General features: G+C 72.0%; 13 protein-coding genes and 3 tRNA genes. 6 read left to right on the top strand and 10 right to left on the bottom strand.

Features of this window, described 5'->3' with window-relative positions:
• Window positions 1-17 precede the first annotated feature (17 nt).
• Window positions 18-230, top strand: coding sequence for a hypothetical protein (locus AB0J46_RS32890; protein WP_364338051.1), 213 nt, complete (start codon window positions 18-20; stop codon window positions 228-230).
• A 38-nt stretch (window positions 231-268) separates the two neighbouring features.
• Here AB0J46_RS32890 and AB0J46_RS32895 read toward each other — a convergent pair whose 3' ends face one another.
• The 5 genes from AB0J46_RS32895 to AB0J46_RS32915 form a co-directional block, all read right to left on the bottom strand.
• Window positions 269-910 carry a maleylpyruvate isomerase N-terminal domain-containing protein gene (locus AB0J46_RS32895; protein ID WP_364338052.1) on the bottom strand — a complete coding sequence of 214 codons (642 nt, stop codon included), beginning with the start codon at window positions 908-910 and terminating at the stop codon, window positions 269-271.
• A gap of 402 nt (window positions 911-1,312) precedes the next feature.
• A tRNA-Val gene (locus AB0J46_RS32900) sits at window positions 1,313-1,387 on the bottom strand.
• Window position 1,388: 1 nt separating this feature from the next.
• Window positions 1,389-1,462, bottom strand: a tRNA-Cys gene (locus AB0J46_RS32905).
• Window positions 1,463-1,478: 16 nt separating this feature from the next.
• Window positions 1,479-1,550 (bottom strand) — tRNA-Gly (locus AB0J46_RS32910).
• A 48-nt stretch (window positions 1,551-1,598) separates the two neighbouring features.
• On the bottom strand, window positions 1,599-2,234 hold the full coding sequence (locus AB0J46_RS32915; protein ID WP_364338053.1) for an ACT domain-containing protein: 636 nt from the start codon (window positions 2,232-2,234) through the stop codon (window positions 1,599-1,601).
• Window positions 2,235-2,312: 78 nt separating this feature from the next.
• Between AB0J46_RS32915 and dusB the strand changes: the two genes are divergently transcribed.
• Window positions 2,313-3,422, top strand: coding sequence for a tRNA dihydrouridine synthase DusB (gene dusB, locus AB0J46_RS32920; protein ID WP_364338054.1), 1,110 nt, complete (start codon window positions 2,313-2,315; stop codon window positions 3,420-3,422).
• Between the two features lie 116 nt (window positions 3,423-3,538).
• On the opposite strand, the gene AB0J46_RS32925 is transcribed toward dusB, so the two are convergent.
• On the bottom strand, window positions 3,539-4,318 hold the full coding sequence (locus AB0J46_RS32925) for a phytanoyl-CoA dioxygenase family protein (RefSeq protein WP_358285503.1): 780 nt from the start codon (window positions 4,316-4,318) through the stop codon (window positions 3,539-3,541).
• A 41-nt stretch (window positions 4,319-4,359) separates the two neighbouring features.
• Between AB0J46_RS32925 and AB0J46_RS32930 the strand changes: the two genes are divergently transcribed.
• The gene (locus AB0J46_RS32930; protein WP_364338055.1) at window positions 4,360-5,256 is read left to right on the top strand and encodes a helix-turn-helix domain-containing protein; all 897 of its coding nucleotides are present in this window, start codon (window positions 4,360-4,362) and stop codon (window positions 5,254-5,256) included.
• A gap of 38 nt (window positions 5,257-5,294) precedes the next feature.
• Here the strand turns inward: AB0J46_RS32930 and AB0J46_RS32935 are convergent, their stop codons facing one another.
• Window positions 5,295-5,798, bottom strand: coding sequence for a DUF2087 domain-containing protein (locus AB0J46_RS32935; protein WP_352361199.1), 504 nt, complete (start codon window positions 5,796-5,798; stop codon window positions 5,295-5,297).
• Between the two features lie 8 nt (window positions 5,799-5,806).
• Between AB0J46_RS32935 and AB0J46_RS32940 the strand changes: the two genes are divergently transcribed.
• Window positions 5,807-6,370 carry a hypothetical protein gene (locus tag AB0J46_RS32940; RefSeq protein ID WP_364338056.1) on the top strand — a complete coding sequence of 188 codons (564 nt, stop codon included), beginning with the start codon at window positions 5,807-5,809 and terminating at the stop codon, window positions 6,368-6,370.
• Between the two features lie 131 nt (window positions 6,371-6,501).
• Here AB0J46_RS32940 and AB0J46_RS32945 read toward each other — a convergent pair whose 3' ends face one another.
• Genes AB0J46_RS32945 through AB0J46_RS32955 form a run of 3 tightly spaced genes read right to left on the bottom strand, consistent with a single transcriptional unit; the run spans window position 6,502 to window position 10,846 of the window.
• Window positions 6,502-9,000 carry a DUF3516 domain-containing protein gene (locus AB0J46_RS32945; protein ID WP_358285510.1) on the bottom strand — a complete coding sequence of 833 codons (2,499 nt, stop codon included), beginning with the start codon at window positions 8,998-9,000 and terminating at the stop codon, window positions 6,502-6,504.
• A 46-nt stretch (window positions 9,001-9,046) separates the two neighbouring features.
• Window positions 9,047-9,556, bottom strand: a complete 510-nt coding sequence (locus tag AB0J46_RS32950; RefSeq protein ID WP_364338057.1) for an N-acetyltransferase family protein — start codon at window positions 9,554-9,556, stop codon at window positions 9,047-9,049.
• Window positions 9,557-9,592: 36 nt separating this feature from the next.
• On the bottom strand, window positions 9,593-10,846 hold the full coding sequence (locus tag AB0J46_RS32955) for an acyltransferase (RefSeq protein ID WP_364338058.1): 1,254 nt from the start codon (window positions 10,844-10,846) through the stop codon (window positions 9,593-9,595).
• Between the two features lie 199 nt (window positions 10,847-11,045).
• Here AB0J46_RS32955 and AB0J46_RS32960 point away from each other — a divergent pair, with 199 nt between their 5' ends.
• Together AB0J46_RS32960 and AB0J46_RS32965 are read left to right on the top strand one after the other, a co-directional pair.
• Window positions 11,046-12,281: a sensor domain-containing protein gene (locus tag AB0J46_RS32960; RefSeq protein ID WP_364338059.1), complete on the top strand. Its 1,236-nt coding sequence runs from the start codon at window positions 11,046-11,048 to the stop codon at window positions 12,279-12,281.
• A complete protein-coding gene (locus tag AB0J46_RS32965; protein WP_358285518.1) occupies window positions 12,272-12,919 on the top strand; it encodes a response regulator transcription factor in 648 nt (215 codons plus the stop codon). The genes AB0J46_RS32960 and AB0J46_RS32965 overlap by 10 nt, the downstream gene beginning before the upstream one ends.
• Window positions 12,920-12,939 lie beyond the last annotated feature (20 nt).

Raw genomic sequence — 12,939 nt, forward strand, 5'->3', positions numbered from 1 at the left:
GGGGCGGTCACTCGCCGGTGTCGGTGGTCACCGCTTTGGCGGCCTCCGACATCACCGCCACCCCCGTGGGCCGGCCCCGCGAGCGGACGATCAGCATCGGCGACGTCAGCTACACCTCCGGCGGCATGTGGGGCGCCTGGGCGGGCGCGGTCGCCGTCAGCACGCAGGCGCAGGCCGCCAGGGCGGTGATCATCGTCTTCTTCGCGAGCCGAGATCCTGCCGCAGGATGATCACGGCCGGAGCACGGCCGTCCTCGGCTCCGCGGCGGTCAGCCCAGCAGGGGGAAGCGGTCGTCGGCGGACGGGAGCCGTCCGGTGGCTTCGAGCACGTACGTCGTCAGGTCCAGATGGGCCGGGCGGTCCGCGCCGAGCAGCCCGTCGAGGGTCTCGCCGGCCAGTTCCAGCGCCTCCGGGGCGGGCGGCCGCGCGGCCTGCAGGTCGAGATGGTGGACGGCGGCCTCGGTCGCCAGCGTGGCCAGGAAGTCGGGCACGGCGATCACGTGGCCCTGCGTGGCGACGTGCCCCGCCGGGTCGGCCGCCAGCGCCGCCCGCACGGCGGCGGGGGCGGTGTCCTGCCACACCCGCAGCACCCCGGAGGGCCGGGTGAAGGCGGAGGCGGACCTGCGCACCCACCAGGCGTGGGCGTCCGCACCGCCCCCGGCGCCCTCGGGGGCGTCCGGGACCGGCTGGAAGGAGCTCCAATAGGTGACGTGGTCCACGTCCGGCGGCCCGTCGGCCGGGGTGGCGAACGCGACGAGGGCTCTCTGGGCGTCGCACAGCACGTGGAAGAGCAGATCCACCCCGGCCCAACCGGCGCACCGGGTGGGGCTGAGCGGGTCGGTCTCGGTCACCGCGGCCGTGAACTCGCGGTAGGCGGCGGCGAGGGCGGTGCGGGCACGTTCGATGTCCATGGGGACGATTCTTTCCCGCGGCCCGCCGCGTCCGGCCGGCCGGACGGGCAACCCCGCCGGTACGGACGCTGCGGGAAGTGCGTCCGCCACTCCGCGGACGTCAACTCCCCGGCCCGCCGGCACAGGACGGCGGCCGAGGCGGCCGGGGCCAGCGGCTGCTCTCGACGGCCCAACGTTCCCTCCAGCGGAGCCTCTCAAGATCACGTTACTGGTCACGAGAGATATGGAGTCGCCGGCCACCCCGATCAGGACGTGCCGGGCGCCGCGAACCTTCGTCCGTTCCACGACGGCAGGCCGGAGCCGGTCACAGTGAGGGCGGCGGGTGGGATCCCGTCATCGAGGGAGGCCGGGCCTGGACAGCCGAAAGGCCAGACCCGTCGTTCCGGGTCTGGCCTTGGAGTGTGGTGGACGATACTGGGATTGAACCAGTGACCTCTTCCGTGTCAGGGAAGCGCTCTCCCGCTGAGCTAATCGTCCTTGGAGGTGGAGACGGGATTTGAACCCGTGTGGACGGCTTTGCAGGCCGCTGCCTCGCCTCTCGGCCACTCCACCGAGTCGAACCACTCCGAGCGGAAGACGGGATTCGAACCCGCGACCCTCACCTTGGCAAGGTGATGCTCTACCACTGAGCCACTTCCGCGCTGTTGCGTGCCTAACTCTAGCGCCTTTTCCGACCAGATGCCTCCCGCTACTTGCGGAGCCGGCGGGCGACGCCGCGTTCGGTGGCCGGCAGGCTCAGGAAGATCTCCAGGATCCGGGTGAGCCGGTGGACCTCGATGCGGTGGAAGGCCGGGCCCTCGGAGCGGGCCAGCAGCAACGTCAGGGCGAGCGGCGGGAGCGGGGCGTGGATGGCGTGCACGCCGCCGTCGAGCGTGAGGGCCGCCGGGCGTGGCGGGGCCGGGCTGGGGACGGTCAGGTCCTGCGGGGCGCGCCAGCTCGCGTAGACCACGCCGTGGTCGGCGGCGGTGGCGGCCCAGTCGGCGCTGAACAGCACCGGCAGCGAGTCGACGAGCGTGGTCAGCGCGCGGTCGCCCGCCGTGGTGATGTACTTGAGTATTTCCAGCTCGGGGTAGGTGCCGGCGGTCTCGCGGGTGGTCCAGATGCCTTCCACCCGGACGTCGTCGACGCTCTCCAGGCTCTTGACCAGCAGCTCCCGCGGGGTGCTCTCGGGGCAGAAGACGGTGATGTCGTCGACCGCCGAGCCGGCCCCCCGGTCGAGGACGGTGACCTGGGTGATGTCGGCCCCCGCCGTGCCCAGGGCCTTGGTGACCTGGGCCAGAGACCCCGGACGATCGGGCAGCGCCACGCGCACGCGAAGAAGCATCGATCCCTCCCTGGTGATGCCGTCCACAGCCTATAGGCGAATACCGCTTCCGGCCTGAGCTGCGCTACAACTGACGGAGTGAAGATTGGGCCGATTGGGGCATGGCCGCCCGTGGTGCTGGCGCCCATGGCGGGCATCACGAACGCGCCGTTCCGGGTGTTGTGCCGGGAACAGGGCGCCGGGCTGTTCGTGTGCGAGATGATCACGACGCGGGCGCTGGTCGAGCGCAATCCCAAGACGCTCAGGATGATCAGGTTCGCCGAGTCGGAGCGGCCGAGGAGCCTGCAGCTCTACGGCGTCGACCCCGACATAGTCGGGCGGGCGGTCCGGATGATCGCCGAGGAGGACCTCGCCGACCACGTCGATCTCAACTTCGGCTGCCCGGTGCCCAAGGTGACCAGGCGCGGGGGCGGGTCGGCGCTGCCGTACAAGAGGAACCTGCTGCGGCGGATCCTGCGGGCGGCGGTGGCGAACGCGGGGGCGCTGCCGGTGACGATGAAGATGCGCAAGGGCATCGACGACGACCACCTGACCTACCTCGACGCCGGCCGCATCGCGGCCGAGGAGGGCGTCGCGGCGATCGCCCTGCACGCCCGCACGGCGAAGCAGCACTACGGCGGCGTGGCCGACTGGGCGGCGATCGCGCGCCTGAAGGAGGCCGTGCCCGAGATCCCGGTGCTGGGCAACGGCGACATCTGGTCGGCCGACGACGCGTTGCGCATGGTGGCGCGCACCGGCTGCGACGGCGTCGTGGTCGGGCGCGGCTGCCTCGGGCGCCCGTGGCTGTTCAAGGACCTGGAGAACGCGTTCAACGGCAGCCCCGAGCGGGTCCGGCCGACGCTCGGCGAGGTGGCCGCGACGATGGAGCGCCACGCGGCCGGCCTCACCGAGTGCTTCGACACCGAGCGGTACGCGATCGCGGACTTCCGCAAGCACGTCGGGTGGTACCTCAAGGGGTTCGAGGTCGGGAGCGCGCTGCGGCGGGAGCTGGCCACGGCCGAGTCGCTCGACGGGCTCCGTGAGGGGCTGGCCAAGCTCGACCACGACCAGCCGTGGCCGCCGAACACCGACACGCCCCGGGGCAAGTCGGGCGAGCGTCAGAAGGTGCAACTGCCTGACGGGTGGCTCGACGACCCGTGGGACTGCGTGGTCCCGGACGAGGCGGAGTCGGACATATCCGGCGGCTGACGGCGGGGGCGCAGTGGGCGTCCGGCCGGCCGTCGGACGTGTCCGGCGGTTGACGGCGGGGGCGCAGTGGGCGTCAGGCCAGCCGTCGGACATGTCCGGCGGCTGACCGACCGCGATCAGTGGGGGCCGGTGGCCTCGGTGCCGCAGGGGCCGCCGCCGGCCGACGGCTCCAGGAGCACGCGCTCGCCGTCCATCGTCAGCGTCTCGTACCAGGACGAGATGCGCTCGGCCGAGCGGCCGGTGTAGTGGCAGATGAAGCTGCGCCTGAACCGGTCGGCCGTGCTGTTCGGCTCCGACCCGTGCACCAGGCTGCCGTTGAAGAAGAGCACGTCGCCGGGCTGCATGTCCACGGGCACCCGCTCCAGGCCCGGGGGCGGCGGGACGTACTCGCGGGTGAAGGAGAGGTCCTGGTCGGCCTCCTCCGGGCAGAACAGGTCCATCAGATGGGTGCCGGGGACCACTTCCAGGCCGCCGTTGGCGCGGTCGACGCGGTCCAGCGCCACCCAGGCGGCCACGCACGTGCCCGGCTCGACGCGCAGGTAGAAGTTGTCCTGGTGCAGCGCCTGCCCGCGGGCGCCCGGCGGCTTGAAGTAGAACATGCTCTGGGCTGCTATCGGCTCCTCGCCCAGCAGCTCGCGCAGGATCGCGGCGAAGCGGGCGTCGAGCAGGTAGCGCAGGGCGACGTCGTTCACCTGGTGGGGGTGCATGATCCGGGGATAGTCGCGCAGGGCGTCGTAGGGCGCGCCCGGCTCCTGAGGGACGGGGGAGAAATGCCCGGGTATCGGGCCGGCCGCGTGCAGGGCCATGAACTCCTCGCGCAGCTCGGCCACCTCCTCGGGAGCCAGCAGCGCGGGGACGAGCACGTACCCCCGGTCGTGGAAGTCGTTCAGCCTCATGCCCTTCACCGTAGGGACCCGGCTCGTGGGACGGTATGACCGTGACCGCTGAGAACCTGTCTGTTCCTGCTGCCGAGCTGATGATCGTCGGCCACTACGACAAGCCGGCCGGGTACGGCACCCGCCGCCCCCACGGTTCGCCGAGCTGGCTGCTGCTGTGGACCCAGGCGGGGGAGGGGCGGGTCGAGCAGGCGGGGGCGGCGTTCACCGTGCGCGAGGGGGACCTGGCGGTGCTCGGGCCCGGCTCGGCGCAGCGTTACCGGGTCGCGCCGGGGGCGGGGAGGTGGCGGTTCTGGTGGGTGCACTTCCAGCCGCGCCCGTCCTGGACGGCCTGGCTCGCGCCGTACGCGCCGGCCACCGGCTGCCACCTGGTCGAGGGTGTGCCCGCCGGGGTGCGCGACCGCGTCGACCGGGCCTTCGAGCGCGCGTTCCAGGACGCCCGCTGGATCCCCGGCCACCCCGCCCCCGCCGGGCCGCCGTCCGCCGCGCAGCCCGCGCCGGTGGTCGTCATGGCGAGTCCCGCGCGGGAGCTGGTGCTCGGGGCGGTGGAGGAGGTGCTGGTGCTGGCCACGGCCTCGGCGGGGGCCGTTCCCGCCCCTGGGATCGAGGGCGGGGACGAGCGGGTGCGCCGGGTGCTCGACCTCATCGCCGCCGAGCCCGGGGCCCAGCACTCGGTCGCCTCGCTGGCCCGCGCCGTGGCGCTGTCGCCGTCCAGGTTCGCGCACCTGTTCGCGGCCGAGACCGGCCAGACCCCGATGGGCGCCGTGCGCCGGGCGCGGGTGCGGCACGCCGCGAGCCTGCTGGAGGTGACCGACCTGGACGTCGGCCAGGTGGCCGCCGCCTCGGGGTTCGTCAGCCCGTTCCACTTCAGCCGCGCCTTCAGGCGCGAGTACGGCCTGCCGCCCCGCGACTACCGCGCCCGCCTGCGCCGCCCCTGACCCCCGTCAGCCCCGGCCCGGCTCAGACCTCGACCGGCTCACACCTCGACCGGGCCGCCGCTGCGCCAGTAGACGTTGCCCTCCCTGGACAGCAGCCCCTCGTCCACCAGGTAGCGGCGCAGCGCCGCGAAGTCGTCGTGGAAGGCCCGCAGGGCCACGTTGACGTCGGCCTCGGGGTAGCGCACACCCGGCTCGAACACCCGGGAGACGTAACGCAGCACGATCAGCCGCTTGTCGCGGCGCATGCCCATGGTGGTCAGCCGGCCGTCGACCAGGAACGTGCGCAGCACCCGCTCCTCGGCGCTCAGCTCGGCGGGGGGCTCGGCCCGCTCCCGCAGCAGCTCGCGGAAGCGCTCCGGCCGGGCCCGCCACTTGCCGTCGTCGTCGCGTTCGGCCAGGCCGCCGCTGGCCAGGCGGTCGAGGGCCTTGGGGGGCAGGTCGCCGGTGTCACCGAGCACCAGGGACGCGAGTGCGCGCAGGGTGTCGTCCTGGCAGAGCAACCCGAGCACGCGTCTGAGGTCTTCGTCGCTCACCCCTACCATTTTGTCCCATGATCGCAGCACTGTTCGTCGCCGTCGGCCTGGCCATCCCGGGCAACTTCCTGCTGTACGAGAAGGCCGCCGCCAAGAAGGACCCCAACCCCGAGCACAGCTGGACGGTGTCGGGCAAGAAGAGCGCTCAGCTCGTCGTGAACCCGTGCCAGAAGGCAGGGCTGGGCCAGGCCGGCCGCACGGCGGCCAGGACGATCGTCTACACGTCGGTGCCCGACTACTCCAAGTCCGAGCAGGTGATCCTCTACTCCTCGCCGGAGGCGGCCGGCAAGGCGGTCGGCGACCTCAGGGCGGCCGTACGGGCCTGTGGCACCGCGGCGTACCGGTACGGCGCATCAAAGATCGCGCTCGGCGACGAGGGCCTGCTGGTCACCGGCCAGGCCTACGACCACGGCAAGCCGGCCGTCGGCGGCGAGCGGGCCGTCGTGACCCGCCGCGCCAACGCCCTGATCGTCTACACGGCCGGGGGCGAGTGGGGCAAGCCCGCCAAGGCCGACTTCAGCCGGCAGCGGAAGGACGCGGGCGCGATGCTCGCCAAGATCTGCACGCTCGCGGAGTGCTGAATGTCTCGATCTTGAGACGTCGCCATGACCGGACGCCTACTTTCGCCGTCCGACAATGAAGCGACAAGCCGGTGCCGGAACGCCCTTGCCAGTCCGTTCCGGCACACGGCTTGTTCTCTTTCCGCAGTCGCTCAGAGCCGGTTGAGGCCGAGCACGTGCAGCACGGCCCGGCCCTCCTCGTCGGAGGAGGTCAGGTCGACCTGGGCGTCGATGCCCCAGTCGCCGTCGCCGGCCGGGTCCTTGATCGTCTGGCGCACCCGCCACAGGCCGCTCTCCTCCTCGATCCGCAGCAGCGCGGGCCCGCGCGCGTCGGCGTCGGTGAAGATCTCCTCGTGGTCGGCGTAGTACGCGTCGAGCGCCGCGCCCCAGTCGACGTCGGGGGCCAGCTCCTCCAGCTCGTCCTCCTTCTCGATGGCGCACAGCTCGACCAGCCGGAACATGGCGTTGCGCACCAGCACCCGGAAGGCCCGCGGGTTGGCCGTGACCGGCCGCACCTTGGTCTCCAGCTGCGCCTGGCGCTCCAGCGCCTCCTCGGGGTTGGTCAGCTTCTCCCACTCGTCGATCAGCGAGGAGTCGACCTGCCGGACCAGCTCGCCCAGCCACTCGATGAGATCGACCAGGTCCTCGGTCTTCAGGTGCTCAGGGACCGTGCGCGACAGCGTGCGGTAGGCGTCGGCCAGGTAGCGCAGCACCGTGCCCTCGGAGCGGGCCAGCTCGTAGAACTGGATGTACTCGCCGAACGTCATCGCGCGCTCGAACATGTCGCGCACCACCGACTTCGGGCTGACCGTGTAGTCGCCGACCCACGGGTGGCCGCGCCGGTAGGTCTCGTACGCCCCGAGCAGCAGGTCGTCGAGCGGCATCGGGTACATGACCTCGGCGAGCGCCTCCATGCGCTCCTCGTACTCCATGCCGTCGGCCTTCATCTGGGCGACCGCCTCGCCGCGCGCCTTCTTCAGCTGCGCCGACAGGATCTGGCGGGGGTCGTCGAGGATGGACTCGACGATCGAGACCATGTCCAGTGCGTACGAGGGCGACTCGCGGTCGAGCAGGTCGAAGGCGGCCAGCGCGAACGTGGACAGCGCCTGGTTGAGCGCGAAGTCCTCCTGCAGCTCGATCGTCAGCCGGGCCCGCCGGCCCTGCTCGTCGGGCTCGGCGAACTGCTCGACGATGCCGCCGGCCAGCAGCGACCGGTAGATGGCGATGGCCTGGCTGATGTGCCGCCGCTGCCACTTGCGGTCTTCGTGGTTGTCGGTGAGCAGGTGTCTCATCGCCTGGAAGCAGTCGCCCGGCCGGTTGATCACGGCCAGCAGCATCGCGTTGCTCACCTTGAAGCGGGAGTTGAGCGGCTCGGGCTCGGCCTGCTGCAACTTCTCGAACGTCTCCTCGCTCCAGCCGACGAACCCCTCCGGCGGCTTCTTGCGCGCGTAGCCGCGCCGCCGCTTGGGGTCGTCGCCGATCTTGGCCAGCGCCTTGGCGTTCTCGATGTCGTGCTCGGGGGCCTGGCAGGCGACGTAGCCGATGGTGTCGAAGCCCGCGCGCCCGGCCCGTCCGGCGATCTGGTGGAACTCGCGGGCGCGCAGCCGGCGGACCTTGTTGCCGTCGTACTTGGACAGGGCGGTGAACAGGACCGTGCGGATGGGCACGTTGACGCCGACGCCGAGCGTGTCGGTGCCGCAGATGACCTTCAGCAGCCCCGCCTGGGCCAGCCGCTCCACCAGCCGCCGGTATTTGGGCAGCATGCCGGCGTGGTGGACGCCGATGCCGTGCTTGACCAGCCGCGACAGCGCCCGGCCGAACCGGGTGGTGAACCGGAAGCCGCCGATCATCGCGGCGATGGCCTCCTTCTCGGCCTTGGTCGCCATGTTGATCGACATGAGCGCCTGGGCCCGCTCCATGGCCGCGGCCTGCGTGAAGTGCACGACGTAGACGGGGGCCTGCCCGGTGGTGAGCATCTCCTCCAGCGTCTCGTGCAGCGGCGTCATCCGGTAGGAGTACACCAGCGGCACCGGCCGCTCGGCGTGCTTGACCACCGCCGTGGGCCGCCCGGTGCGCCTGGTCAGGTCGCGCTCGAACATCGACACGTCGCCGAGCGTGGCCGACATCAGTACGAACTGCACATTGGGCAGCTCCAGCAGCGGCACCTGCCAGGCCCACCCGCGGTCGGGCTCGGCGTAGAAGTGGAACTCGTCCATCACGACCTGGCCGATGTCGGCCGCCGCGCCGTCGCGCAGGGCCACGTTGGCCAGGATCTCGGCCGTGCAGCAGATGATGGGCGCGCCCGGGTTGACGCTGGCGTCGCCGGTCATCATGCCGACGTTGGCGGTGCCGAAGACGGCGCACAGGTCGAAGAACTTCTCCGACACCAGCGCCTTGATCGGCGCGGTGTAGAACGTGCGCATGTCACGGGTCAGCGCGGCGAAGTGGGCCCCGGCGGCGACCAGCGACTTGCCCGAGCCGGTCGGCGTGGCCAGGATCAGGTTGCTGCCGGAGACGACCTCGATGAGGGCCTCCTCCTGGGCGGGATAGAGCGTGAGCCCCCGTTCGGCGTTCCAGGCGACGAACGCGTCGAATATGACGTCGGGGTCGGCGTCGATGTCTTCCGGCAGGCGGTCAACGAGAAGGCTCACGTATCTATCCTGCCGAAGTTTGCCGGGTGGTCGAACCCGCGGCCCCCTACCGGAGGTCGAGTTGCATCAGCACGGTGTCGATCCAGCGGCCGTGCTTGAACCCCACGTTGCTCAGCCGTCCCGCCTCCTGGAACCCGAAGGCGGCGTGCAGCCGCAGCGAGGCGGGGTCGCCGCCGTCGGCGATCACCGCGATCAGCGAGCGGGCGTCGGTCGCCGACGCCCGCCGGATCAGCTCGCCGAGCAGCAGGCGGCCGAGCCCGCGGCCGGTCGCGCCGGGCGCCAGGTAGATCGAGACCTCCAGGCTGTGCCGGTAGGCGGGCTTGGGCCGGTACTGGCTGAGGTAGGCGTAGCCGGTGACCGCGTCGGTGACCGCGCCGCTGTCCTCGGCGACCAGGAACGGCAGCCCCGCCGCCGCGAGCGCCGCCGCCTTGGCCCGCCACTCGCCGGCCCCCGGCGGCGTCTCGTCGAACGTGGCCACGCCGCCGGTGACGTAGTGGGCGTAGATGGCGGTCACGGCGGGCAGGTCGGCCTCGGTCAGGTCGCGGATCGTCGTCATGCCGCCCGATTGTGGCCGGGACACGTTTCGCCGGTGTTACGCGCGGGCCTTCGGCGCCGTCAGCAGCAGGCCGCCGAGCACCGCGAGCACCGCCAGGAACGGGCCGCCGCCCGGCACGAAGCCGCCCACGGTCAGCGTCAGGATCCCGGCCCCGACCAGCCCCGCGGCCACCAGCATGACCCCGCGGCCGGCGGTCCCGTACGGCAGCGACGGCGGCGTCTCGAACCTCGCGAACGCCCGCACCAGCCCCCACATGACCAGGCACAACATCCCGAACCACACCGGCCAGCCGGCGAACCAGAACAGGCTGCCCGGCTCCGGCGTCTCCACGCCCAGCAGGACCACGACCACACCGGTCACGGCGAACAGCGCGGGCATGTGCCACAGGTAGACCGTCATGATCCGCGGGCCGGCCCAGTCCAGGACGCGGAGCAGGGGCAGCCGGACCAGCCACGGGCGCAGCAGCACGGCCAGGCCGATCTGGCCGATGCCGACGGCCATGATGGCCAGCGTGGGCGGGGCCATGTTGGACACCTCGGCGCCGGGCAGGCCGATCATGCTGCCGGGGTAGGGGCCGAACCCGACCAGCAGCGCCGCCACGCCGAACCCGCCGGCCGCCAGCAACGCGGGCAGCCGCACCCGGCCCTCGGCGTAGAAGAAGCCGATCTGGTGGACGGCCAGCCACACGAAGACGATGTTCACATAACCGGCCGCCTCCAGGCCGGTCGAGAAGCGCGCGACGTCCGTCAGCACCGCCCCGGCCGCCAGCGCGACGGGGACCAGCACGCCGAACCTGCGGTGCAGGCGCAGCGCGTACGGGGTGACCGTGACCGCGATCAGGTACACGGCCAGGAACCACAGCAGCTGCCCGGTCAGCTTGGCGCCCACCGCCAGCGGCTGCTCCGGCACCCCCAGCGTGAGCAGCACGTGGGGCAGCGGGATCCACACCGCCGCCAGCGGCAGCAACGGCCAGGCCAGCCTGCGCAACCGTCCGGCCAGCCACTCCTGGTCGCTCTTGACCGACCGGCCGCGGCTGATGGCGTTGGCCGCGCCGCCGGCGAAGAACACCAGCGGCATGACCTGGCTCAGCCACGTCACCACCCACACCCCCGGCGTGGACAGCGCGTTGCCCGTGGTCAGCCGGCCGCCCTCGTAGGACAGGACGGGGATCGTCCAGTGCTGCAGCACGATGAGCGCCATGCCGAGCACGCGCAGCAGGTCGATGAACGGGTCCCTGGCCGTCGCGCGCGGCGCCCGTACCGGGGCGGGACGATCGAGCAGGACGGTCATGGGGGAGCCTCGTTTCGAGCGGGGGAGCGGATGACTCAAGGCTTCCGTCCCGGACGCTCGGGCACATTGCCGCGGACCGCCGTCTTCAGGTCAAGATCACACCACCATGGGGGGTAGGGCCAGCCCTACCCCCGGACGCCTGCGTACCGGCTCGTACCGCTCCGCCGGGGGACTTAGCCTTCATTGCATGCGCTCCCTGATGAGGCGTGTCCTTCTCGACACCCGCTACACGCTGGTCGGTTTCCCGACGGCCGTCATCGGCTTCGTGACCATGGTCGCCGGTTTCGCCGCGGGCGTCGGCACCGCGGTCGTGTGGATCGGCGTGCCGCTGCTGGCCGGCACGCTCCTGGTCGCGAGGGGCTTCGCCGACGCCGAGCGCGGCTGGCTCTCCGACGTGCTCAAGCGCCCGCCGGTGCGGCCGCGCTACCGTCCGGCGCCCGAGGGGGCGGGCCGCTTCCGCCGCATCGTCAACCCGCTGACCAACGGCCAGTCGTGGCTCGACCTGCTGCACGGCATCCTGAACTTCCCCTTCGCCATCCTGGCGTTCGTGCTGACCGTGGTGTTCTGGGCGATCCCCATCCTCGGGCTGACCTATCCGCTCTACGGCGTGGTCACCTCACGCATCCCCGGCAACGCGGAGCTGCCCGAGCTGCTCGGGCTGGGCTCCGGCTACCTGGTGAACACGATCTTCTACGTCTCGCTCGGCCTGGTCTTCACGTTCGTCATGCCGTTCATGGTGCGCGGGGCCGCGCTGGTCAGGGCCGGGCTCGGCCGGGCGCTGCTGACCGGCGTCGCCGAGTTGCAGGAGCGCATCGACGACCTGGCCGAGGGCCGGGCGGCGGCCGTGTCGGCCGAGGCCAACGCGCTGCGCAAGCTGGAGCGGGACATCCACGACGGCCCGCAGCAGCGCCTGGTCTCCCTGGCCATGGAGCTGTCCAGGGCGCAGCGGCAGCTCGCCAAGGACCCCGAGGCCGCCTCGGCCACGATCAGCTCGGCGATCAGCGCCACCCGCGAGACGCTCGACGAGCTGCGGGCCCTGTCGCGCGGCATCGCGCCGCCCATCCTGTCCGACCGCGGCCTCGCGCCGGCGCTGGCCGCCCTCGCCGGCCGCTGCACGGTGCCGGTCGACCTCGACGTGCAGATCGTGGGCCGCTTCCAGGCGGCGACCGAGAACGCGATCTACTTCGTCTGCGCGGAAACCATGACCAACGTGGCCAAACACAGCCGCGCGACCATCTGCACGGTTCAGCTGCTCCGCATCGGTGACGTCCTCATGCTCACGATCGGGGATGATGGTGTGGGCGGCGCACACGTCGCCAAGGGACACGGCCTGGCCGGTCTGGCCGACCGGCTCCGGGCCGTCGACGGGGAGCTCACCGTCAGGTCGCCGGACGGCGGGCCGACGGTGATCGTGGCGGAGGTGCCGTGCGCGTAGTCGTGGCCGATGACGCGGTTCTGATCAGGGAGGGCCTGGTCAGGCTGCTGGAGGAGTTCGGCTGCGAGGTGGTCGCCACCGTGGGGGACGGCGACGCCCTCGTGGAGGCGATCGTCGAGCACAGACCCGACGTGTCGGTGGTCGACGTGCGCATGCCGCCGTCGTTCACCGACGAGGGGCTGCGGGCGGCGGTCGAGGCCCGGCGCCGGGTGTCCGGCGCCCCGGTGCTCATCCTGTCGCAGTACGTCGAGGTCTCCTACGCCGACGACCTGCTCGCCGACGCCCGTGGCGCGGTGGGCTACCTGCTGAAGGACCGGGTCGTCGACGTCGACGAGTTCCTGGAGGGCCTACGGCGGGTGGCGGCGGGAGGCACCGTGTTCGATCCGCAGGTGGTGTCCCAGTTGATGGTCCGCAGACGCAAGGACGACCCGCTGGCGCAGCTCACGCCGCGCGAGCGCGAGGTGCTCGGGCTGATGGCCGAGGGCAAGTCCAACCCGGCCATCGGGCGGCAGCTCGTCATCAGCGACGGCGCCGTGGAGAAGCACATCAGGAGCATCTTCAACAAGCTGGGCCTCTACGCCGACGACAGCGACCAGCATCGCCGCGTGCTCGCCGTGCTGGCCTACCTGAGGTCCTGACCTCAGCCTGACATCGACCG

The organism is Nonomuraea sp. NPDC049758 (genome assembly GCF_040674635.1).
In the GTDB taxonomy this organism is placed as follows: Bacteria; Actinomycetota; Actinomycetes; order Streptosporangiales; family Streptosporangiaceae; genus Nonomuraea.